Raw genomic sequence first — 22,033 nt, forward strand, 5'->3', positions numbered from 1 at the left:
CTGCGGCCGACGCGCTGACCAACGCCTACTCGGCAGATTGGGATCGTTCCCGAATCCCGGAGGTTCCCATGATCACGGTCAGCGGACTGACCAAGAAGTACGGCGACCAGACCGTCGTCGACGACGTCTCCTTCAGCCTGGAGCCTGGCACGGTGACCGGCTTCCTCGGCCCGAACGGCGCCGGCAAGACCACCACGATGCGGATGCTGACGGGTCTGGTGCCGGCGACCGCCGGAACGGCGACCGTGGACGGTCGCCCCTACGCCGACCTGGCCAACCCGGGCGCCGTCATGGGCACCCTGCTCGACGCCTCCGCCGTGCACCCCGGGCGCACCGGGGCGGCGCACCTGCGGCTGCTGGCCTCGGCGATCGGTGTGCCGGGGTCGCGGGTGGACGAGGTGCTCGGCCTGGTCGGGCTGGGCGACGCGGCCCGGCGGCGGATCGGCGGCTACTCCCTCGGCATGCGCCAGCGGCTGGGCATCGCCGGTGCGTTGCTGGCCGAACCGCCGGTGCTGATGTTCGACGAGCCGGCCAACGGGCTGGACCCGGAGGGCATCCGCTGGATGCGCGACCTGCTGCGCGGGCACGCGGCACGCGGCGGCACGGTGCTGCTCAGCTCCCACCTGCTGGGCGAGGTCGAGCACACCGTCGACCGGCTGCTGGTGATCGACGGCGGCCGGATCGTGGCCGACGGCCCGGTCGCCACCCTGCTCGGCGGGGACGGCGTCGTCGTCCGGGCGGTCGACCCGGTGTCCTTCGCGGCCGCGCTGGAGGCGGCGGGGTTCCACGTGGAACGGGGGGACGACGGCGCGCTCGTCGTGACCGGCGCCGACCCCCGGGCCATCGGCACCGTGGCCGCCTCCGGAGGGCACGTGCTGACCGACCTGCGGCCGGTGCAGCGCGATCTCGAGGCCCTGTTCTTCCAGCTCACCACCGCCGCCTGACCCCGACTACTTCGTTCCTGTTCGTTCTGAGGAGAACCTGAGATGACCGATGTCCTGACCCTCGACCCGCAGTCCTATGTCCGCAGTTCGGTACGCCGGACCGCTCCGTCACTGCCGGCGCTGGCCGGCCTGGAGGTCCGCAAGTCCCTGTCCACCCGGTCCGGGAAGTCGCTGGCCGTGGCGGCGGCCCTGATCGGCCCGGCCGCGATGGGTCTCCTGGGCCTGACCGGCGAGTCGTTCCCGTTCGTCGACGGGCCGCTCGGCGCGGTCGGTGTGATGACCGGCCTGTTGCTGCTGGCGCTGGGCGTCCTGTCGACCGCGGGGGAGTGGACCCACCGGACCGCGGAGTCGACGTTCCTGCTGGTGCCGCACCGCGGGCGGGTGCTGGCGGCCAAGGCCGGCGCCATGGTGGTCCTGGGGCTGGCGCTGGCCGCCGTGTCAGTGGCGCTGGCCGCGCTCACCCTCTACGGCCTGGTCCCGGAGGGCACGACGTGGGACGGCGCCGGGCGAGCCGCGCTGGCCGCCGTCGGGGTCGGCGCGGTGTTCGCGGTGACCGGTGCCGGTGTGGGCGCCACGACGGCCAACAGTGCAGCCGGGCTGACCGGTGTCTACCTGTTCGTCCTCGGCGCGCTGCCCCTCGTGCGGTTCTGGAACGGCGACGTCGCCTCCTGGCTCGACCCGACCTCGGCGACGATGTCGCTGGCCACCGGGTCGGAGCCGATCCAGCCGCTGATCACGCTGGCCGGCTGGGTGGTCGTCACCTCGGTGGCCGGCTGGTTCCTCACCCACCGCCGCGCCGTGCAGTGACCCGGTCGGCCGTCCCGCCGCCCCTCCCCTTCCCGGGGTCGGGGCGGCGGACGCGCAGCTGGTTCCGGGCCTCTCAGGCGGTGAGGCGCTCGTCCGCCGCCTGGCCGGGCGGCACGTCGGCGTCGGGCAGCTGGTCGGCGGGGACGGGGCGGCCGAAGAGCCAGCCCTGGCCGCCGTCGACCCCCAGCTCCTTGAGCACGGCGTGCTCCGACCGGGTCTCCACGCCCTCGGCGATGACGCAGACCTCGAAGCTGTGCGCGAAGGCCACCAGGGACTGCGCGAGCGTGGTCAGCAGCGGATCGGTGTTGATGCCGCTGACGATGCTGCGGTCCATCTTGATGACGTCGGGCTCGGTGCTGACGATGTGCCGCAGGCTGCTGTAGCCGGCGCCGACGTCGTCGATGGCCAGTCGCATGCCGGCGGCCCGCAGCGGGGCCAGGACGGCGCGCAGGGCGTCGTAGTCCTGGACCTGGTCGTGCTCGGAGAGCTCGAGGACGACCCGGTCCAGGGGGAGGCCGGCGAGCAGCTCGCCGCAGCGGGGCGCGAGCAGGGTCCGCGGCGAGACGTTCATGCTCACGTAGCCGTCGACCCGGTCGAGGGCGTCCGCCGCGCGGGCCAGGGCGAGGAGCTCGAGGTCGTCGCCGAGCCCGATGCTGTGCGCCTCGGCGAAGACGACGTCGGGCGCGACGTCCGGCAGGGAGGCGAAGCGGGAGAGCGCCTCGGCGCCGGTCCGCTGCCCCGTGTGCAGGTTGACGATCGACTGGAGGACGACGTCCGGACCGCCGCCGTCCATCACCGGGTCCAGGCGGGTGCGGACCTCGGCCCGGCGCTGCTCGGCGCGGACCTGCGGCTCGATGACGGTCGCCGCGGCGTCGGCGAGGACCTCCATGAGGGCGAGGTCGCGCGCGGAGACCTCGGGGTCGGTGTCCAGCCCGAACGCGCAGAAGGTGCCGTAGACGGCGCCGTCGGAGAGGACGACGGGAACGCTGATGTGGGCGCGGATGGGCGGCAGGCCGGCGGGCAGGAGCCGGACCGCCTCGGGGACCTCCCTGGCGTCGGGCATGACCGGCGGGAGCCGGCCCTCGACCACGGCGAGGCAGAAGCCGCTGCCGCGCGGGCCGGTGAGGCCGGCGCTGATCTCCGGGACGGCGGAGTCGACGACCTGCAGGGTGCGGGTGTTCTCGTCGATGCGGCTGAGGAACGCGACGCTGAGGTCGAGCTTCTGCCGCGCGGTCGCCAGCAGCCGGGCGACCTGCTGCTCCGCCGCCGAGCGTTCCGTCGCCATCTGCTCCCCCGGGGACGTGGTGTCCGTGCGTGACCGACACCATACGACCGGTGGTGCAATGACGGACGAAGCCGTTCCGCTCTACGCCCGTCGGTGGGGATGCGTTCCCGCGGGAGCGTCGGCGAGCCGCTGCTCCATGCGCTGCCGCCGGTCGGCGGGCATGCCGGGGCCGGGGAGCGCCTGCACCTCGGCGGGGTCGTCGACCCGGCCGCACCCGGCGCAGACGACCTCCTGGTGCACCTCCGACCCGCACGGTGCATGGCGGTAGCGGACGGGTGGGCCGTCGGGTGCCGCCCACCGGTCGCCCCACTCGGTGAGCGCGATGAGGGCCGGCGCGAGGTCGCGGCCCTTGTCGGTGAGCAGGTACTCGTACGCCTCGGGCTGCTCGGAGTACCGGTGCCGCCGCATGATGCCGGCCTCGACGAAGCCGTCGAGGCGCGAGGCGAGGACGTTGGTCGCGATGCCGAGGCTGCGCTGGAAGTCGCCGAAGCGGGTGGAGCCGGCGAACAGCGCGTTCCGGACGATGAGCACGCTCCAGCGCTCGCCGACGACCTCCAGCGTCCGGGCGATCGAGCAGACCTCGGCGTCGTACGTCCGGCCCAGCATGCCGCCCAGGATAGCAACCCACTTGCATGACGAAAGCCGTTGTGGCTAGGTTCACTTGTGTCAAGCAAGTCAGCACGTCAGGAGGCGCTATGAGCGAGCCGAGCTACACCACGTCCTTCACGGTCGACCGCACGCCGGAGGAGGTCGTCGCTGCCGTCGCGGACGTCCGCAGCTGGTGGATGACGCAGATCGAGGGCAGGGCCGACGCGGTCGGCGACGAGTTCGGGTACGAGGTGGCGGGCGTCCACCGCACGCGGCTGAGGGTGGAGGAGCTGGTGCCGGGGGAGGCGGTGGTCTGGCGGGTCGTGGACAACTGGTTCGGCTTCGTGTCCGACCAGCGCGAGTGGCGGGACACCGCCATCCGCTTCGAGATCTCGCCCGTGGATGGCGGCGGCAGCGAGGTCCGCTTCACCCATGTGGGGCTGACCCCCGCAGACGAGTGCTACGACGTCTGCTCGCCCGCGTGGGACCGGTACGCCGGCGACAGCCTGCGGCGCCGCATCACCACGGGGATGGGCACGCCCGGCTCGAACGACGAGGCGACCCGGTCCCGGGCGCCCGAGCACGCCGGGTAGGCCGCTCCCCCGCCGGTGTGCTCCGCCGGGTGGGCGAGCCGGATCGCCCGCCCGGCGGCGCCCACGGGTCAGCTCGGCGGGTCCGGCTCGGCGGCGGTCAGGCCGAGGGCCAGTCCGGCGGCGACCACCCCGATCCCCAGCCAGACCAGCGGGCCGGGGGCCGGCGCACCCATCGCCACCCCGACCACGGCCGCCGCGACCGGGGCGACGCCGGTGAGCAGCCCCGCCCGCGCGCTGCCCAGCCGGCCCACGGCGGCGTACCAGAGCACGAAGGCGATCGCCGTCATGCCGACCGCGAGATAGCCGACGGCGGTGAGCTGCACCCCGGTCAGCCGCAGCGCCGCCGCCGGGCCCTCGGTGGCCAGCCCCAGGACGCCGAACACGACGGCGGCGAGCCAGGTCGTGTGCACCGAGACACCCCAGGCGCCGTGCCGCCCCAGCACCGGGAGGGCGAGCAGCGTGAACCCGGCCTCGCAGCCCAGCACGACCACCGCCCAGGCCAGCCCGACGGCGTCGCTGCGGCCCAGCCCCTGGACGAGCGCGGCGCCGGCGGTGACCACGACGGCGGCGAGCAGCACCCCGGCGCGGGGCCGGCGGCCCTCCAGTGCGGGGCCGACGACGGCGAGCAGCACCGGGACGGACGCGACGGCGACACCCAGGACGGCCGGCTCGGCGTGCCTCGAGCCGCGGACCAGCGCCACGTTGAACAGCACCATTCCGGTGCCGACGACCCCGAGCAGCCAGGCCCACTCGCTCCCGCGTGGCAGGGCCACCCGCCGTCCGGCCAGCCGGGCGAAGCCGAGCAGCAGCAGGCAGGCGACGGCGTAGCGCAGCGCCTGCGCGGTGAACAGCGGCGCATCGGCGAGGACGGCGGAGATGGCGACGCTGCTCCCGACGAAGCCCATCGCCGCCACCCCGGACAGCACGGCGGCCGCGGCGGGTTGCCGGACGGGCGGTGCATCGACGATCGCGGCCATGGCTGTCATGCTCGGGCCCTATTGGCCCACCGGACAGGGCCAATCCGTCGCTACGGAGGTGGGCCAATGCCGGGGTCGGACTTCCTCCAGCTCGACGCGGCTGCCGCGCCGGCCCGGGGGGTGACCGACTGGCTGACGTCCGCGGTGCGGGCCGCGGTGCTGGACGGGCGGCTGGCGGCGGGGGACCGGCTGCCGCCCACACGGACGCTTGCCGCGGACCTGCGGATCGCGCGCGGCGTCGTCGTCGAGGCCTACCAGCGGCTGGTGGACGAGGGGCTGGTGGCCGGCCGGACCGGTCAGGGCACCGTGGTGCTGCCCCGGTCCGTGCCGCCGTTGCCCGCGCTGTTGCCGTCCCGGCCGGAAGCTGCCGATCCGGCCCGGCTGCCGCAGTCGACCAACCGGCCGGCGGCCGAGGGTGGGATCGACCTCTCGCCGGGGGTGCCCGACCTGGCGGCGTTCCCGCGGGCGGCGTGGCTGCGGGCCGAGCGGGCGGTGCTGCGGGACGCCTCGGCGGCCGACCTGGGCTACGGCGACCCGCGGGGGAGCGCGCGGCTGCGCGCCGAGCTGGCGGGGTGGCTGGCGCGCACCCGCGGCCTGCGCGTCGCCCCTGACCGGATCCTGGTGGTGGCCGGGGTGGCGCAGGCGCTGGCGCTACTGGCCCAGACCCTGCGGGCGCGCGGTGCGGACTCGATCGGCGTGGAGGACCCGGGCTCGCGCGGCGCGCGCGAGGAGCTCGCGCACTGGGGGCTGCGGCCGGTCGGGGTGCCGGTCGACGACGACGGGCTGGTCGTCTCCGCCATGCCCGCGGTCCCGGCGGTGATGGTGACGCCGGCGCACCAGTACCCGACGGGCGTGGTGCTGTCGCCGGACCGGCGTCGGGAGCTGCTGGCCTGGGCCCGGGACGGCGGGCTGGTGATCGAGGACGACTACGACGCCGAGCACCGCTACGACCGGGCCCCGGTGCCGGCGCTGCAGCCGTCGGCGCCGGAGCAGGTGGCGCACACGGGCAGCACGTCGAAGACGCTGGCGCCGGGGATGCGGCTGGGCTGGCTGGTGGCGCCCGCGCACCTGGACGCCGACCTGGTCGCGGCGAAGCACGCCAGCGACCTGGGCAGCCCGGCGCTGCCGCAGCTGGTGCTGGCGGAGCTGCTGGGCTCCGGGGCGTACGACCGGCACCTGCGGCTGGTGCGCGCGCGGCAGCGGGCCCGGCGGGACGCGCTGCTGGCCGCGCTGGGGCGGCACCTGCCGGGGGCCCGGGTGGCGGGGGTCGCGGCCGGGCTGCACCTGCTGGTCACGTTCCCGGGGCTGGCGGCGGACGACGTCGCGCTGGCCGCGGCGGTGCGGGACGCGGGCGTCGTCGTCCACCCGCTGTCGTGGCACCGGCTCACCCCCGGCGATCCCGGGCTCGTGCTCGGCTACGCCGCCACCTCCCCCGACCGGCTGCACCTCGCGGTGGAGCGCATGGCCGCGGCCCTGTGGCAGGGCCCGCCCGGGTAGGGGAGGGCCCCGCCGAGGTCAGGCCTTGCTGGTGCCGTGGGCGGCGACGGAGAGGGGTTCCCAGCCCCGCCACTCGGCCAGCCGGGACTCGTAGTCGCGGGTGGCGATCGCCAGGGGGCCGTCGCCGAAGAAGACCCGGAGCGGGGGGTTCTTCGTGTCCACCAGCTGCAGCACCGCCTCCCGGGTGGCGAGCGGGTCGCCGGGGTTGCCGGCGCGGGCCTTCCGCTGCTCGGCGGCCTTCTCGCGGAAGGCGTCGTACGCCGGTTCCGGGGTGGCGTGCTTGGCCGAGGCGCCGCCCCAGTCGGTGGCGTAGGCGCCGGGCTCGATGATCGTCACCTTGATGCCGAAGTCGGCGACCTCCGCGGCCAGCGACTGGCTGAAGCCCTCCAGCGCCCACTTGGAGGCGTTGTAGATGCCGATGTTCGGGAAGGCGCTGATCCCGCCGATGCTGCTGACCTGCAGGATGTGGCCCGAGCCCTGGGCGCGCAGGTAGGGCAGCGCGGCCTGGGTGACGAACAGTGCGCCGAAGACGTTGGTGTCGAACTGGGCGCGGGCCTCGGCCTCGCTGATCTCCTCGATCATGCCGAACTGGCCGTAGCCGGCGTTGTTGACGACGACGTCGAGCCCGCCGAAGTGGTCGTGCGCCTGCTGCACGGCCGCGAAGACGGCGGTGCGGTCGTCCACGTCGAGCCCGATCGGCAGCACCTTGTCGCCGAACTGCTGCACCAGCTCGGCGAGATGGGCGGTGTCGCGGGCGGTGGCGGCGACGTTGTCACCGCGCTCGAGGGCGGCGATCGACCACTCGCGGCCGAAGCCGCGGGATGCGCCGGTGATGAACCAGGTCATGGGCATGCGGGGTCTCCTTCGTCGGGCGTCCGCCGTCGTCAGCGCCCGTTCGTCCCGTCCTGTTCCGCCGTTCGGGTGCATGCGGCAACTTCTCGGGCGGCCACTCAACCTCCGGGGCCCTACGGAGCGTGTCCAATAGGCGAAGGCGCCCAGCCGGGTTGCCCGGGACGGAGGGAGCGTGGGTGGTCGCGGAGTTCGACGACGAGTTCGCCGACTTCGTCCGGCAGTGGTCGCCGGCGTTGCTGCGGGTGGCGTTCCTGCTGACCTCGGACCGGGGCGAGGCCGAGGACCTCAGAGCGTCCGGCTGTTCCGGCACGACGGCGGTTCGTGGACGCCGGTGGACACCGAGGAGGCCGGTGGCGGGGGCGAGCTCCCCGACGTCCTCGTCACGAGCGCCTGCCGCGCCAGCTGACCGCAACGCATGGCCGGGCGTACCCGCAGGAACGCGCTGCCGACGGACTGGCGTTGCGGTGGCGACTACACGTGGAGGGCCCCCTCGGAGGCATCGAGAGGGCCCTCAGCGTGTTCCCGTCTCCGGTCAGCGCGTGCGGCGGCCCAGGCGGTAGCCGACGAGGACGCCGATCAGCGTCAGCACGGCTCCGCCGACGGCGCCGAGCGCGAGCGTCTGGACGTCGCCGGGCGCTCCCGCGGGAACGCCTGCCTTGCCGGCGAACACCGTCGGAGCGGCCTCAGCTGCCGGGGCGGCGTGCTTGCCGGCGACATCCGCTACGGACGTCGAGCTCACCGCTGCAGCCGACGGAGCAGCCGCCACCGGCACCGCGGCACCGGTCAGCTCGTCGTCGATCGCCTTGAAGAACTGGCCGGCCATCCGCTTCGCGACGCCGGTGATCATCCGCTGGCCCACGCCCGCGACCGGGCCGCCGATCACGGCGTCGGCCGAGTAGGTCAGGTTCGTCGTGCCCTCGTCGGCCGGCGACAGGGTGATGGTCACCTGGGCCCGCGCGTTGCCCGGCGCACCGGCGCCCGAGGCGTGCATGACGTACGACGTCGGGTGCTGCTTGTCGGCCAGCTTCACCTCGCCGGCGTACGTGCCCTTGATGGCGCCGACGCCGACGGAGACGTTCATCTTGTACTCGTCGTCGCCGACCTGCTCGAGCGTCTCGCAGCCGGGGATCGTCCGCGCCAGCACGGCGGGGTCGGTGATCACGGCCCAGACCTTCTCGGGGTCGCCGTGCAGCACCGCAGAGCCGTCGAGCTTCACGCCATCACTCCAGTCCCCGCCCGGCGCTGCGCCGCGGCGGTCATCTCCGACGAGTCGTTCCGAACCAGGTCGTACAGCTCCGTGGGCGAGATCGGCATCGACGCGATCCGCCGTCCCACCGCGTCCTCGATCGCCGAGGCGATCGCCGCCGTCCCCGGGATGACGCCGGCCTCGCCGGCACCCTTGATACCCAGCGGGTTCAGCGGCGACGGCGTCTGCTGGTGGTCGATGTCGACGTCCGGGACCTCCGACGCGTACGGCATCAGGAAGTCCATGAACGAGGCGTTCTGCAGCTGTCCGTCGGCGTCGTAGGCCATCCGCTCGTACAGCGCACCGCCCACGCCCTGCGCGACGCCGCCGTGCACCTGGCCCTCGACGATCATCGGGTTCACCACGTTGCCGCAGTCGTGCACCACGGCGTACTTCACGACGTCGATCTCCCACGTCGCCGGGTCGATCTCCACGATCGCGGCATGCGCCCCGGAGGCGAACGTCGACCGGATCGGCGAGTAGTAGTCGCGGTGCTCCAGCCCCGGCGCATCGCCCGGGGCCACCGGCGGCTTCGAGTCGTCGCCCGGGCCGGCGAACTGCGTCGCCTGCCGGGCCGCCTCGTCGAAGGCGTACCGCAGCGGGTTGGACAGCACGGCCACGGTGCGCAGCGGGATGGACGTGCCCGGCACGCCCTTCACCTGCACGACGCCCTCGTCGATCTCCAGGTCCTCCGGCGAGGCCTCCAGCACCTCCGCGGCGATCCGCAGCGCCTTCTCCTTCACGCCCCGGGCGGCCAGCGCGATCGCGTTGCCGCTCATCACCGCGGCGCGGGAGGCGAACGTGCCGACGGCGTAGCCGAAGCGCCGGGTGTCGCCGGTGGTCACCTCGACGTCCTCGATCGGCACCCCGAGCTCGGAGGCCACGATCTGCGCGAACGCCGTCTCGTGCCCCTGGCCCTGCGACGTCAGCCCGGTCGACACCAGCACCTTGCCGCTGCCCAGCACCTGGACGTGCCCGCCCTCGTACGGCCCGGGCCCGGTGCCCTCCACGTACATCGCCATCCCGACGCCGAGCAGCTTGCCGCGCGCGTCGGCGTCGGCCCGCAGCTGCTCGGCCTCCGACCAGCCGACCAGCGTCCGCAGCTTGTCGAGCAGCCCCGGGTAGTCGCCCGAGTCGTAGATGACCGGCCGGCCGTCCTGGAACGTCAGGTGGTGGTCGTAGGGGAACTGGTCGGGCTGGATCAGGTTCCGCTCGCGGACGACGGCCCGGTCCAGGCCCAGTTCGTCCGCGATGCGGTCCATCGTCCGCTCCATCGCGTAGCAGCCCTGCGGTCGCCCGGCGCCGCGGTACGGCGTCACGATGACGGTGTTGGTGAACACCGACTCCACGACCACCCGGTACACCGGGATCGCGTACGGCCCGACCAGCTGGGTCGCCGTCACGATCGGCACGATGATCCCGTAGGGCGTGTAGGCGCCGTTGTCGTGCCAGATGTGCACGTCGAGGGCGGTGATCCGGCCCTCGTCGTCGTACCCGACGGTGATCTCCTGCCGCTGCTGGCGCTCGTGCGCCGAGCCGATGAAGTGCTCGCGGCGGTCCTCCGACCACTTCACCTCCTGGCCGAGCGCGATCGCCGCCATCGGGATCAGCAGCTCTTCCGGCCAGGGGTGCACGATCTTCACGCCGAAGCCACCGCCGACGTCGGGGGCGATCACCTCGACCTTGTCCAACGAGAGCTGCAGCTTGGCCGCGATCGCCGCGCGCACCGACGTCGACGCCTGGGTGCTCGTGTAGACCCGCAGCGAGTCGTCGTCGGCGTCCCACTTCGCGTGCACGCCCTTGCCCTCCATGGGCATGCAGGCGCTGCGCTCGATGTACTGGGTGAAGCTCAGCGTGCGGGGCGAGTCGGCCAGCACCGGCTCGACGTCGCCGGTCTCCTGGTGGTGCCGGGCCGCGACGTTGTCGGGGATCTCCTCGTGCACGCACGAGCGTGCTGCGCGGGCGGCGTCCACGCCGACGACGACGGGCAGCTCCTCGTAGCTCACCACGATGCGGTCGCAGACGTCCTCGGCCACGTACCGGTCGGTGGCCACCACCATGACGACCGGCTCGCCGACGTGGTTCACCTCGCCGTTGGCCAGCGGGAAGCCGGTGCGCGGGGAGTGCAGTTGGGGGTGCGGGATGAGCACCGGTAGCGGCTCGGCCATCGGGCCGGTGAGGTCCTCGTAGGTGTAGATCGCCACCAGGCCCTCGACCTCGAGGGCGGCGTCGACGTCGATGTCGGTGATCCGGGCGTGCGCGTGCGGCGAGCGCACGAACGCCGCGGCCAGCGCCTTCGACCCGATGTCGTCGAGGTAGCGGCCCTTGCCGGTGATCAGCCGGGCGTCCTCGCGCCGGCGGACCGGCTCCCCGAACAGCTTCGTCGTCATCGCAGTCCTCCCCCGGCTCGAGCCGCTGCAGGGGACGTCGAGCCGCGGGAGCACGCGGCTCCACCTTCCCGCAGCCGGGTCCAGCCGCGGGTGGCCATCAGGCGTCGTCCTTCATCGCGGCGGCCGCGTGGTGCACGGCCTTCTTGATGTTGGCGTAGCCGGTGCACCGGCAGAGGTTGCCGCCGACCATCTCGTCGACCTCCTCCTCGGAGAGCTCCACCGAGTTGTCCCGGCCCTCGAGCCCCGCGGCGATCGTCATCAGGAAGCCCGGCGTGCAGAACCCGCACTGCAGCGCGTGGCACTCGCGGAAGGCCTCCTGCACCGGGTGCAGGACCTGCCCGCCCTGGTGGTCGTCGTGCGCCAGCCCCTCGACGGTGCGCACCTCCGACCCGTCCACCTGGACGGCGAGCATCAGGCACGAGCGCACCGGGGCGCCGTCGACGATCACCGTGCACGCCCCGCACACCCCGTGCTCGCAGCCCACGTGCGTGCCGGTCAGCCCGAGCTCGTTGCGCAGCGCGTCGGACAGCAGCCGGCGCACCGGCACGGTGGCTTCACGTGGAACACCGTTCACCGTGACGGTGATCGTCCGCTCCGTGTCGACACTGGTCATGCGGCCCTCCCAGCGGCTTCCGCGGCAGCAGAAGCCAGAGTGCGTTCGGTCAGCACGCCCACCAGCAGACGCCGGTAGTCGGCGCTGGCGTGGATGTCGGTGTCCGGGTCGACCAGGGTCCGCGCCAGCGCGCCGGCGGCGGTCCAGTCGGCCTTCTCCACCGGCGACCCGGCGACGGCCTCGGTCAGGTCGTGCACCTCGGGGACGATGCCCACCGAGACGTAGGAGGCGCGGGCCGACGCCACCCGCCGGTCGGCGTCCAGCGTGACCACGACGCCGGCCCCGCAGACGGCGTAGTCGCCCTTGCGGCGGGCGACCTCGGCGAACGCCGTCCCCGAGCGCGGCGGCAGGGCGGGGAAGAAGGCGGAGGTGACGACGGCGGGCCCGGCGACCGACGTCTCCAGCGGGCCGACGAAGAAGTCGCGCCAGGCCACCGTCTCGGGACCGGAGGCGCCCGCCACGGTGACCGAGCCGTCGGTCAGCGCGAGCACCGACGTCATCTCGCCCGACGGGTCGGCGTGCGCGATGGAGCCGACGGTGGTGCCGCGGTTGCGGATCGCCGGGTGGGCCACGTTCGCCGTCGCGCGCCCCAGCAGTGGCTGGACCCGGGCGGCGCCGTCGTGGTGCAGCAGGGCGTGGTGGCGGACCAGCGCGCCGACGGTCACGCCGTCGTCGGTGACCTCGATCGAGTCCAGACCCGGGATCCGGTTGATGTCCACGAGCGTGGCCGGCGCGGCGAGGCGCATCGAGAGCAGCGGCAGGAGCGACTGGCCCCCGGCGAGCACCTTGGCGCCCTCCTCGGCGAGGACCTCGAGGGCCTCGTCCAGGGAGCCTGGGTCGGCGTAGCGGAAGGGGGCTGGCTTCACCGGCTGCGGTCACCTCCGTGCGAGCGGGTGCGGAACAGCCACTCTGTCACCGGCCGGAGGCGGACGAAAGTACCTCAGCGCTAAAACTTCGTTACGGCGTCGCCGGAACGCCACCGGGCCGTCAGGAACCGTCCGTCGCCGGTACCGGGCGGTCCGGGAGCGCCCCCGGACGTGCGCCGTCCCCGGGCCCGGACGGAGAACTCCGTCGGGGCGCCGGGGACGGCGGTGTGCGGTGCGGCTGTCGGGTTACCGGTTCCGCGAGTCCCTGCCGGGCGTGGGCCCGCCGAGCACGCCGGGGCGGCCGACCTCGTCCACCGACGACGGGTCGGGGGACATCTCCTCGCCGGGGGCGTGGCCGAGCGTGCTGCCGGCCGCAGGGTGGACACCCTCGCGGAGCAGTGCGGCCTTCATGTCGGCCGGCGCCAGCCAGCGGGCCAGGTGCCAGGCCACCACCGCGACGATCGAGCCCAGCGCGATGCCGTTGAGCACGAAGTCGTCGGAGAAGACCAGGGTGACGTTGCCGATGCCGATGATGATCCCGGCGGCCAGCGGCACCAGGTTGATCGGGTTGGCGAAGTCGACCCGGTTCTCCTTCCAGATCTTGGCGCCGAGCAGGCCGATCATCCCGTAGAGGACGACGGTGATGCCGCCGAGCACGCCACCCGGGACGATGTTGATCAGGGCGCCGAACTTGGGGATCAGGCCCAGCAGGATCGCCACCAGCGCGGCGATGTAGTAGGCCGCCGTCGAGTAGACGCGGGTCGCGGCCATGACGCCGATGTTCTCGGCGTAGGTGGTGGTGGGGGAACCACCGACCGAGGTGGCGACGACGGTCGCGAAGCCGTCGGCGAAGACGGCGCGGCCCATGACCGGGTCGAGGTCGCGCTTGGTCATCTCGGCGACCGCCTTGACGTGGCCGGCGTTCTCCGCCACCAGGGCGATGACGGCGGGGATGACCAGCAGGCTGAAGTTCAGCGAGAAACTGGGCGCGGTGAAGTCGGGCAGGCCGAACCAGTTCGCGTCCGCGACGGAGTCGAAGTTGATCCGGTCGCGGGTGGACACCGCGCCGGTGCCGTCGACCGAGGTGATCTGGCCGGCCGTCGCGTCCAGCAGGATCGACAGCAGGTAGCCGAAGATCAGCCCCAGCAGGATCGAGATGCGGGCGATGAAGCCGCGCAGCGCCAGCGAGGCGACGATGACGAAGGTCATCGTGGCCAGCGCGACCCACTGGTCCTGCGGCCAGTAGATGCCGGCCGCCACCGGGGCGAGGTTGAAGCCGATGAGCATGACGACCGCGCCGGTGACGGCCGGCGGCAGCACCTTGTTGATGAGGCCGAGGCCCGCGAAGTGGATCAGCAGACCGACCAGGGCGAGCACGACACCGGCGACCAGCAGGGCGCCCACCACGTCGCTGGAGTCGCCGCCGTTGGTGCGGATCGCGGCCACGCCGCCGACGAACGCGGCGCTGGTGCCCAGGTAGCTCGGTACCTGGTTCTTCACGATCAGCAGGAAGATGATCGTCGCGACGCCGCTCATCATGATCGCCAGGTTGGGGTCCAGCCCCATGACGATCGGGAAGACGAAGGTCGCCCCGAACATCGCGACGACGTGCTGCGCGCCGATCCCTGCCGTGCGCGGCCACGAGAGGCGTTCGTCGGGTGCGACGGCCTCTCCGAGCGGGGGCGTACTGCCGTCCCCGTAGAGCTTCCACCCGAACGCCATGAGTGCCTCCTCGACGTGCACTTCCGATGCGGTCCGGTGCAGGTCGACGGGCCGCCGTCCCCACCGGGAGGCGCCAATGTGGCACGGCTCCCAGGGTGCAGGGAAGTACCTCAGTGCTAAATCGTTATTGCAGGCAGATGCCGATACTTCACCACTGAGAGATCCATCGGTACGGTTTCGAGGATGAGCCCCTCAGCCCCCTCCGGTGGAGACGCCGCGGTCTCGGTCCAGCTGCGATCCGGGGTGTACGCCGACTCGGTCCGGCTGATGCAGGTGAGCCGCCGCGTCAGCGCCCGGGACGGCGTCTCGGCCGTCCTCGTCGCCATGGCGACCCCCCTGAACCTCGAGCTCGCCGCCGGCATGGGCCTGGCCCCGGACGGCGACGCCTCGCCCGAGCAGCTGCTGATCGCCGTCCGCGCCGACGACGACGCCGCGCTGGCCGAGGCGCTCGCCGACGTCGACGCCGCGCTCGCCGAGCGGGAGCGCTCCACCGGCACCGCCACCGCGGTCGCGCACCGCACGGTCGGTACGGGCCTGGACGAGCTGGCCCCCGAGGCCCCCGCCCTCGCCATCGTGAGCGTCCCCGGGCAGTACGCCGTCGCCGAGGCCGCCGACGCGATCGCCGCCGGCCGCAGCGTGCTGGTGTTCTCCGACGGCGTCCCGGTCGAGCAGGAGGTCGCGCTCAAGCGCGCCGCGCACGACGCCGGGGTGCTGGTGATGGGCCCCGACTGCGGCACCGCGATCGTCTCCGGCGTCGCGCTCGGGTTCGCCAACGTCGTCCGCCCCGGCCCGGTCGGGCTGGTCGCGGCGTCGGGCACCGGCGCCCAGCAGGTGTCCTGCCTGCTCGACATGGCCGGCGTCGGCGTCTCGCACGTGCTCGGCGTCGGCGGCCGCGACCTGTCCGAGGCCGTGGGCGGGCTGGCCACCCTCGACGCCCTGGCCGCGCTGGACGACGACCCCGCCACCGAGCGGGTCCTGGTGGTGTCCAAGCCACCGGCGCCGTCGGTGGCCGCCGCGGTGACCGAGTTCGCCGACGGCCTCTCCGTCCCCGTCCGCAGCGCCGCCCTCTCGGCGGAGACGCCCGACCTCACCGCCGCCGTCGAGGCCCTGCTGACCGACATGGGGCTCGACGTCCCGGTGTGGCCGTCGCGGCCTGGGCCCGCCGAGGCCGCCGTCCCCGGCGCGGTGCTCAAGGGGCTCTACTCCGGCGGCACGCTCGCCGACGAGGCGATGCTGCTGGCCGCCCCGGTGCTGGGCGGGATCCGCTCGAACACCCCGCTGGGGCCCGGCCTCGGCTATGTCGTCGACCCATCCGCCCCAGACCTGTCCGCCTCCGGCCACCTGGTCGTCGACTTCGGCGACGACGCCCTCACCGTGGGCCGCGCGCACCCGATGATCGACCCGACGCTGCGGCTCGAGGCGATCGCCGACCTGGCCGCCTCCGAGGAGCCCGCCGTCCTGCTGCTGGACGTCGTCCTCGGCTACGGGGCCGACCCCGATCCGGCCGGTGCGCTGGTCCCCGCGCTGACCGCCGCCCGCGAGCGGCGCGCGCTGCCGGTCGTCGTCGCGCTGATCGGCACCGAGGGCGATCCGCAGGGTTGGTCGCGTCAGGCCGACGCCCTCGCCGCCGCCGGCTGTGCCGTCTTCTCCTCCAACGCCGCGGCCACGCGGTACGCCCTCGACCTGCTGGGAGCCTCCGCATGAGCCTCGGGAACCTGCTCTCCGGCCCGCCGTCCATCGTGGCCGCCGGCGTCGACGTCTTCTCCGACGCGCTGCGCGCCCAGGGCGCCGAGGTGGCCGACGTCGACTGGCGGCCGCCGGGCTTCGGCGACCCGGCCGACCTCGCCGCGCTCGCCCTGGATCCCCGCCGCGCGGCAGCCAACCGCACCGCCGTCGAGCGGCTGCTCGCCGCCGGGTCGGTGCTGGTGGACGTCCGGCCGGCGCGGGAGGTGATCGGGCTCGAGGGCCGCACGCTGCTGCACTCCGGCCCGCCGCTGACCTGGGAGGCCGCCTCCGGCCCGATGCGCGGCGCGCTGGTCGGCGCCTGCCTGTTCGAGGGCTGGGCGGCCGACGTCGAGGAGGCGGAGGTCCTCCTCTCTACCGGCGCGGTCACCCTCGACCCCTGCCACCACCACCGCACGGTCGGCCCGATGGCAGGCGTCACCAGCCCGTCGATGTGGATGTGGTGCCTGGAGGACCCGGTCACCGGCGGGCAGGCGTTCTGCAACCTCAACGAGGGCCTCGGCAAGGTGCTGCGCATGGGCGCCTTCAACGAGGAGGTGCAGACCCGGCTGCGCTGGATGCGGGACGTGCTCGGCCCGGTGCTGTCGAAGGCGGTGCGCGGCTCGATCGACGCCGGCAACGACCCGCTCGACGTGAAGGCCGTGCTGGCGCAGATGCTCCAGATGGGCGACGAGGGGCACAACCGCAACCGCGCCGGCTCGCTGATGGCGCTGCGCGAGCTGTCGCCGTCCATCGTCGCCGTGGAGGGCGTGCCGTCGTCGGACATCGCCGCCGTGCTGAAGTTCATCGGCGGCAACGAGCACTTCTTCCTCAACCTCGGCATGCCGACGGCGAAGCTCGCCCTCGACGCCGCCCGCGACGTCCCCGGCTCGACGATGCTCACCGTGATGTCGCGCAACGGCACCGAGTTCGGCATCCAGACCTCCGGCACCGGCGACCGCTGGTTCACCGGTCCGGCGAACACCCCGGTCGGGCTGTTCCTCGGCGACTACGGCCCCGACGACGCCAACCCCGACATCGGTGACTCCGCGATCATGGAGACCTACGGCATCGGCGGCTTCGCCATGGCCGCGGCCCCGGCGATCGTCCGGTTCGTCGGCGGCACCGTCCCCGACGCGCTGGCGACGACGGAGCGCATGTACCAGCTGACGCTCACCGAGAACCCGGCGATGGCGATCCCGATCATGGGGTTCCGCGGCTCACCGACCGGCATCGACGTGCTGAAGGTGGCCCGCACCGGCTGGCTGCCGCAGATCAACACCGGCATGGCCGGGCGGGTCGCCGGCACCGGGCAGGTGGGCGCCGGCCTGGTGCAGCCGCCGCAGCAGTGCTTCGAGCAGGCGCTGGCCGCGCTCGCCGAGGAGGCTCGCACCGCCGGAGGGTCGTAGGCGAGGCCGTGCGAACGAACATGCGGAGCGACACGCTCCTCGTTTCCCGGGCATCGGGTTGGCGACCGCCTACTTTTCCGGCGAAGGCCACGAGCAGAGGACCGGTGTGCGCAGGAGCCCTTGGGTAGCAGGCCCCTACATAATCCTTCTGGGACTGATCTTGGTGATGATCAGTGGCGTCTTTGCTTTTGCGGCATGGCAGTTCGGGAATGAAGCTCAAGAGGCGGCCGGTGATGGCCTGTCGACGTACGACACGGTCGTGCTGCTCCTTGGGGCCTCAGAGGTGGCGAATGACGTAGGGGCACTGTTCAACGCCGCCGCGGTCGCGGCCCTCGTCATTGGTTCAGTAGTTACTCGCATGTGGTTCCGGCGAGAAGCCGATGCCGGCGCCGTCGTGGATGCACGGCCCATGCTCGAAGCGATCGACGGTCTCGTGACCTCGTTGGCTGAAATTGAACGGCAGACCGTCGAGGCTGAAGAAACTATTCGGGCGGCCTCCCATGAGCGGCGCAAGCTAGAGAGCTTGGCCTCTGTATCGCGACGACAGGCCGAAAGTGTCCAAGGAGAGATTCGCGACGCGGTAAACGCTAGTTCGCGCCGGCAGGCGTGGCTCGCTATGATTTGCTTGTTTGTCGGAACTTGTGTGTCCGTAGGCATCTTCCTCTTGGGCGAGTGAAGGAAGCGGGTAGCGGAGGTGCCGTGGACCGGCTTGCTCAGCCGCCCATCAGGTTTCCGGCGGGGCCGCAGGTGAGCAAGTGGTCCAGCGCTGCGGCTACCCCGTCGACGTCGTGCAGCGGTGCTTCGAACGACACCCGGAGGTCGTAGCAGCCCTGCCGGCTCTGCACGCGGAACCGGACGCCGAACCGGTCCAGGCCCAGGAGCCGGACGTCGTCGTGCCGGCCGGCCCAGCGCTGCACCCGCGCCGACAGTCGGCTGAGCGGGGCGCACTGCTGCGCCATGAGCTCCTCCTCGGCGCGGCTGACCACGTCGGGGCGTGCGGCGCGGAAGTCGTCGGGGTCGACGTCGACGCAGGTGCCGGACTCCTCGAGCTCCACCTCGGCGAGGTCCAGCCGCACCAGCGCCGCGCCCAGGCCCACGTCGAAGAGCGCGTCGACGGGGGAGGAGTCGGCGAAGGCCAGCACCAGCTCCGGGACGTCCTGCTCGGGCACCGGCGTCAGCCAGCCCGTCATCCGCACCAGCCCGCGCACCGGGTGGCGCAGCGGGAACGGCGCCCTGTCGGTGACGGTCAGGCGCGCCGGGACGTCGCCGGTCGGGGAGTGGCGCAGCGCGGTGCGCACGCCGCCGTCGGCCGGCACGACGAGCAGGACGTCGCCGTCGCCGGTGGTCGTCGCCGCCGTCACCTGGCAGGCACCGATCCCGGCGACGTGCAGCGAGGCCGCCGGGCGCGTGGCGACGGTGCGGGCGCGTTCGGCTGCCGGCGGCTGCCGATCGACAGCCGCGGACGAGTGGGTCGAACCGGCCGTCATGGACCACCTCGGAGTGCTCGTGGGGGCGTTGTAAGGTGAGCCTAACCAAACCGGAGGTCCGAAGTGAACACGCCCCGCCCCAAGGTCCGGCTCAGTCGCGCGCTGGGCATCCCGCTCACGCCGAAGTGCGTGCAGTACTTCGAGCGCCGCCCGTACCCGCCGGGCGAGCACGGGCGGAAGCGTCGCAAGGACAGCGACTACTCCACCCGGCTCAAGGAGAAGCAGCGCCTGCGCGCGCAGTACGACATCAGCGAGACGCAGCTGCGGGCCGCCTTCGACCGCGCCAAGCGCACCGGCGGCAAGACCGGCGAGGCCCTGATCCAGGACCTCGAGTCGCGGCTGGACGCCACCGTCCTGCGCGCCGGTTTCGCCCGCACGATCTACCAGGCCCGCCAGTTCGTCACGCACCAGCACGTGCTGGTCAACGGCAAGCGCGTCGACCGCCCCTCCTACCGGCTCAAGCCGGGCGACTTCGTGCAGATCGCCGAGAAGTCCCGGACCAAGGAGCCCTTCGTCGTCGCCGCCTCGGGGGCGCACGCCGAGGCGCCGAAGTACCTGGAGGTCCGGCTGGCCGACCTGGTGGTCCGCTACGAGCGGACGCCGAACCGTGAAGAGGTCCCGGTCGTCTGCGAGGAGCAGCTGGTCGTGGAGTACTACTCCCGCTGACCCGGCGCGGGATCTGCGCAGCCGGGCACACCGAGGCCCCAGATGGCACGAGCGCGCAGATCCCGCCGACCGGGGAGGGCTTGCCGGGGCCGACCGGAACCGACAGGCTCCGCAACCATGTGGAGTGCGCACGGGCCCGACGACCTCCACCGGCGGATGATGGCCCCCACGAACGAGATCCCGGTCGCCCTGCCGCTGAACGTCCTGCTGGCGCGCACCGACGACGCCGCCGTGGCCCTCATCGGTCTGCAGGTCCACTCGACCGGGCTGTCGTTCACCATGGCCGTGCGGGTGCGCGGCGGCGTCCACCCGCCGGACCGGCTGCACGACCTCATGTGGGGGTCGCGCGGGCCCGGTTCGAGCGCGCTCCTGCTCGGGGTGGAGTTCGCCGACGGCCGGCGCGCGAGCACGGTCGGCTCCCCGGACAAGCTCGGCGACGGCATCGTGCTCACCCAGGGGTCGGGCTCGGGCGGGGAGCTCGAGGTCGACCAGAACTGGTGGCTGCACCCGCTGCCGCCCGAGGGCCCGCTCCGGGTCGTCGCCCGCTGCGCCGAGATCGGCATCGACGAGACGGCGACCGAGCTCGACGGCGCCGCGATCCGCCGCGCGGCCGACGACGTCGTCACCCTCTGGCCGTGGTCGCCACCCACCCCGCGGGAGGACCGCGACCGGCGCGGGCCCGATCTCCCCGGCGACAGCTGGTTCTCCGGCTGAGTCGGGCCGCCGCGCGCAGGCCGGCGACGGCGAAGGCGCGGCGCACCGTCTCGTCCGGCCCGCGGTGACCTCGCAGACCACCGTCGTCCGACACTGGGGCCGTGGATGTCGTCCGGTTGAGCAAGCGGCTGTCGTTCGTGCTGCGGCACCGCCCCGACTCGGTCGGGCTCACCCTCGACGACGCCGGCTGGGCCGACGTCGGCCGGCTGCTCGCCGCGCTGCGGATCTCCCGCGAGGCGCTGGAGCACGTCGTCGCCACCAACGACAAGCGGCGGTTCGCCTTCGACGACACCGGCACCCGCATCCGGGCCAGCCAGGGGCACAGCGTCGCCGTCGACCTGGGGTACGCGGTGACCACCCCACCCGCCGAGCTCTTCCACGGCACGGTCGAGCGCTTCCTCCCCGCCATCCTTACCGAGGGCCTCCGGCCCGGCCGGCGGCACGCGGTGCACCTGTCCACCGACGCCGGCACCGCCCGGGTGGTCGGCGCCCGACGGGGGCGCCCGGTCGTGCTGCGGGTGGACGCCGCCGCGATGGCCGCCGCCGGTGCCCGGTTCAGCCGCTCGGCCAACGGCGTGTGGCTCGTCGACGCAGTGCCCCCGCGGTACCTCTCCGTCGAGCCCGGCCCGGCGGGCTGACCGCCGCCCGATCAGCCGGTCATGACGTCGCGGAAGGTCTCCTCCGTCTCGACGAACAGGTCCTCCAGGCCGTCGCTGCCGATGAACTCCTCGGGCACGTAGCGCTCGTCGAGCGTCTCCACCACCGTGGGCTCCTCCGCCGCGCTGCGCAGCGTGTCCTCGAGGGTCTGCCGCACGTCGTCGGGGACCCCGGCCGGCGCGATCACGCCGAACGTGGTCGTGCTCTGGACCAGCTCGGGGAAGCCCTCCTCGACGAAGGTGGGGGCATCCACGTACGGCAGGGGCTCCTCGCTGCCGACGGCGAGGACGCGCAGATCCCCGGACTCGACCGCCGGCAGCATGTCCTGCGAGAGGTTCACGAACCCGGCCGTCACGTTCTCGCCGAGCAGCGCCGTCTGCACCTCCGCGTTGCCGTCGAACGGCACCACCGTCAGCGGCACGTCGTAGAGCTGGGTGATCCGCTGGGTCTCGGCGGCGTGCGTGTTCGTGGCGCCCGGCGTGCCGACGGTGACCGACCCCGGATCCTCCTGCGCGGCCTCGAACAGCGACTTCACGTCCTCGTACGGCGAGTCGGCCGGCACCACGATCCCCGACGGCACCCGGGTGACGACGCCGATCGGCGTGAAGTCCTCGCGGGTGTAGCCGACGTCGTTGCTCAGGTAGTTCAGCACCGCGGTCGGCAGCGCGGTCATGGAGAGCGTGTGCCCGTCGGCCTCGGCGCTGATCAGCTGCTGGTAGGCGGTGGCGCCCGAGGCCCCCGGGAGGTTCTCGACCACGACCGACTCGCCGAGCTCCTCCTCCATGTGCGCGGCGAGGGCGCGCGCCGCGATGTCGGTCGGTCCGCCGGCGGTGTAGGGCACGAGCAGCCGGACGTTCTGCGACGGGAAGTCCGCCGCGGCATCCCCGCCGGATCCGGACTCCTCCTCGCCGCCGCAGGCGGTCAGCAGGGAGGTGGCGAGCAGGGCGGTGAGCACGCGGGCAGTTCTCATCAGGGCTCCTGACGTGGTGGTGGCGTCG

At 73.4% G+C, this 22,033-nt stretch carries 21 protein-coding genes; 10 read left to right on the forward strand and 11 right to left on the reverse strand.

The features are described 5' to 3' along the window. Nucleotides 1-68 precede the first annotated feature (68 nt). Both ACI79T_RS16535 and ACI79T_RS16540 read left to right on the forward strand, forming a co-directional pair. A complete protein-coding gene (locus tag ACI79T_RS16535) occupies nucleotides 69-944 on the forward strand; it encodes an ABC transporter ATP-binding protein (protein ID WP_456611173.1) in 876 nt (291 codons plus the stop codon). A 42-nt stretch (nucleotides 945-986) separates the two neighbouring features. Continuing rightward, nucleotides 987-1,751, forward strand: coding sequence for a hypothetical protein (locus tag ACI79T_RS16540; RefSeq protein ID WP_456611174.1), 765 nt, complete (start codon nucleotides 987-989; stop codon nucleotides 1,749-1,751). Between the two features lie 73 nt (nucleotides 1,752-1,824). Here the strand turns inward: ACI79T_RS16540 and ACI79T_RS16545 are convergent, their stop codons facing one another. Then, nucleotides 1,825-3,036: a sensor domain-containing phosphodiesterase gene (locus ACI79T_RS16545; protein ID WP_456611175.1), complete on the reverse strand. Its 1,212-nt coding sequence runs from the start codon at nucleotides 3,034-3,036 to the stop codon at nucleotides 1,825-1,827. An 81-nt stretch (nucleotides 3,037-3,117) separates the two neighbouring features. Further along, the gene (locus ACI79T_RS16550) at nucleotides 3,118-3,642 is read right to left on the reverse strand and encodes a winged helix-turn-helix transcriptional regulator (protein ID WP_456611176.1); all 525 of its coding nucleotides are present in this window, start codon (nucleotides 3,640-3,642) and stop codon (nucleotides 3,118-3,120) included. 89 nt (nucleotides 3,643-3,731) lie between these two features. Between ACI79T_RS16550 and ACI79T_RS16555 the strand changes: the two genes are divergently transcribed. Beyond that, nucleotides 3,732-4,217 carry an SRPBCC domain-containing protein gene (locus ACI79T_RS16555; protein ID WP_456611177.1) on the forward strand — a complete coding sequence of 162 codons (486 nt, stop codon included), beginning with the start codon at nucleotides 3,732-3,734 and terminating at the stop codon, nucleotides 4,215-4,217. A gap of 68 nt (nucleotides 4,218-4,285) precedes the next feature. Here ACI79T_RS16555 and ACI79T_RS16560 read toward each other — a convergent pair whose 3' ends face one another. Continuing rightward, a complete protein-coding gene (locus ACI79T_RS16560) occupies nucleotides 4,286-5,194 on the reverse strand; it encodes a DMT family transporter (RefSeq protein ID WP_456611178.1) in 909 nt (302 codons plus the stop codon). Between the two features lie 66 nt (nucleotides 5,195-5,260). Between ACI79T_RS16560 and pdxR the strand changes: the two genes are divergently transcribed. Further along, nucleotides 5,261-6,691, forward strand: coding sequence for a MocR-like pyridoxine biosynthesis transcription factor PdxR (gene pdxR / locus ACI79T_RS16565; RefSeq protein WP_456611179.1), 1,431 nt, complete (start codon nucleotides 5,261-5,263; stop codon nucleotides 6,689-6,691). 18 nt (nucleotides 6,692-6,709) lie between these two features. Here pdxR and ACI79T_RS16570 read toward each other — a convergent pair whose 3' ends face one another. From ACI79T_RS16570 to ACI79T_RS16595, 6 genes are all read right to left on the reverse strand, one after another. Further along, the gene (locus tag ACI79T_RS16570; protein WP_456611180.1) at nucleotides 6,710-7,543 is read right to left on the reverse strand and encodes an SDR family oxidoreductase; all 834 of its coding nucleotides are present in this window, start codon (nucleotides 7,541-7,543) and stop codon (nucleotides 6,710-6,712) included. 532 nt (nucleotides 7,544-8,075) lie between these two features. Next, nucleotides 8,076-8,759, reverse strand: a complete 684-nt coding sequence (locus ACI79T_RS16575) for a CoxG family protein (protein ID WP_456611181.1) — start codon at nucleotides 8,757-8,759, stop codon at nucleotides 8,076-8,078. Further along, nucleotides 8,756-11,179, reverse strand: a complete 2,424-nt coding sequence (gene cutA / locus ACI79T_RS16580; protein ID WP_456611182.1) for an aerobic carbon-monoxide dehydrogenase large subunit — start codon at nucleotides 11,177-11,179, stop codon at nucleotides 8,756-8,758. Before cutA ends, ACI79T_RS16575 begins: the two co-directional genes overlap by 4 nt. 97 nt (nucleotides 11,180-11,276) lie before the next feature. After that, nucleotides 11,277-11,792 carry a (2Fe-2S)-binding protein gene (locus tag ACI79T_RS16585; protein ID WP_456611183.1) on the reverse strand — a complete coding sequence of 172 codons (516 nt, stop codon included), beginning with the start codon at nucleotides 11,790-11,792 and terminating at the stop codon, nucleotides 11,277-11,279. After that, the gene (locus tag ACI79T_RS16590; protein WP_456611184.1) at nucleotides 11,789-12,658 is read right to left on the reverse strand and encodes an FAD binding domain-containing protein; all 870 of its coding nucleotides are present in this window, start codon (nucleotides 12,656-12,658) and stop codon (nucleotides 11,789-11,791) included. Before ACI79T_RS16590 ends, ACI79T_RS16585 begins: the two co-directional genes overlap by 4 nt. A 246-nt stretch (nucleotides 12,659-12,904) precedes the next feature. Continuing rightward, nucleotides 12,905-14,380, reverse strand: a complete 1,476-nt coding sequence (locus ACI79T_RS16595) for a uracil-xanthine permease family protein (protein ID WP_456611185.1) — start codon at nucleotides 14,378-14,380, stop codon at nucleotides 12,905-12,907. A 183-nt stretch (nucleotides 14,381-14,563) separates the two neighbouring features. Here ACI79T_RS16595 and ACI79T_RS16600 point away from each other — a divergent pair, with 183 nt between their 5' ends. The 3 genes from ACI79T_RS16600 to ACI79T_RS16610 all read left to right on the forward strand — a co-directional run bounded on the left by ACI79T_RS16600 (nucleotide 14,564) and on the right by ACI79T_RS16610 (nucleotide 18,187). After that, a complete protein-coding gene (locus ACI79T_RS16600; RefSeq protein WP_456611186.1) occupies nucleotides 14,564-16,084 on the forward strand; it encodes an FdrA family protein in 1,521 nt (506 codons plus the stop codon). Then, on the forward strand, nucleotides 16,081-17,511 hold the full coding sequence (locus ACI79T_RS16605) for a DUF1116 domain-containing protein (protein WP_456611187.1): 1,431 nt from the start codon (nucleotides 16,081-16,083) through the stop codon (nucleotides 17,509-17,511). The genes ACI79T_RS16600 and ACI79T_RS16605 overlap by 4 nt, the downstream gene beginning before the upstream one ends. A gap of 166 nt (nucleotides 17,512-17,677) precedes the next feature. Further along, a complete protein-coding gene (locus ACI79T_RS16610; protein ID WP_456611188.1) occupies nucleotides 17,678-18,187 on the forward strand; it encodes a hypothetical protein in 510 nt (169 codons plus the stop codon). Nucleotides 18,188-18,224: 37 nt separating this feature from the next. On the opposite strand, the gene ACI79T_RS16615 is transcribed toward ACI79T_RS16610, so the two are convergent. Further along, on the reverse strand, nucleotides 18,225-18,998 hold the full coding sequence (locus ACI79T_RS16615; protein WP_456611189.1) for a DUF2470 domain-containing protein: 774 nt from the start codon (nucleotides 18,996-18,998) through the stop codon (nucleotides 18,225-18,227). Nucleotides 18,999-19,061: 63 nt separating this feature from the next. On the opposite strand from ACI79T_RS16615, the gene rpsD reads away from it, so the two are divergent. The 3 genes from rpsD to ACI79T_RS16630 all read left to right on the forward strand — a co-directional run bounded on the left by rpsD (nucleotide 19,062) and on the right by ACI79T_RS16630 (nucleotide 21,016). Then, the gene (gene rpsD / locus ACI79T_RS16620; RefSeq protein WP_456611190.1) at nucleotides 19,062-19,664 is read left to right on the forward strand and encodes a 30S ribosomal protein S4; all 603 of its coding nucleotides are present in this window, start codon (nucleotides 19,062-19,064) and stop codon (nucleotides 19,662-19,664) included. A 117-nt stretch (nucleotides 19,665-19,781) separates the two neighbouring features. Further along, nucleotides 19,782-20,378: a hypothetical protein gene (locus ACI79T_RS16625; protein WP_456611191.1), complete on the forward strand. Its 597-nt coding sequence runs from the start codon at nucleotides 19,782-19,784 to the stop codon at nucleotides 20,376-20,378. A gap of 101 nt (nucleotides 20,379-20,479) precedes the next feature. Continuing rightward, nucleotides 20,480-21,016: an RNA 2'-phosphotransferase gene (locus ACI79T_RS16630; protein WP_456611192.1), complete on the forward strand. Its 537-nt coding sequence runs from the start codon at nucleotides 20,480-20,482 to the stop codon at nucleotides 21,014-21,016. An 11-nt stretch (nucleotides 21,017-21,027) separates the two neighbouring features. Here ACI79T_RS16630 and ACI79T_RS16635 read toward each other — a convergent pair whose 3' ends face one another. Further along, complete coding sequence (locus ACI79T_RS16635; protein ID WP_456611193.1) at nucleotides 21,028-22,005, reverse strand: tripartite tricarboxylate transporter substrate binding protein; 978 nt, start codon at nucleotides 22,003-22,005, stop codon at nucleotides 21,028-21,030. Nucleotides 22,006-22,033: the final 28 nt, after the last annotated feature.

It is taken from the genome of Blastococcus sp. SYSU DS0619, from assembly GCF_054051035.1.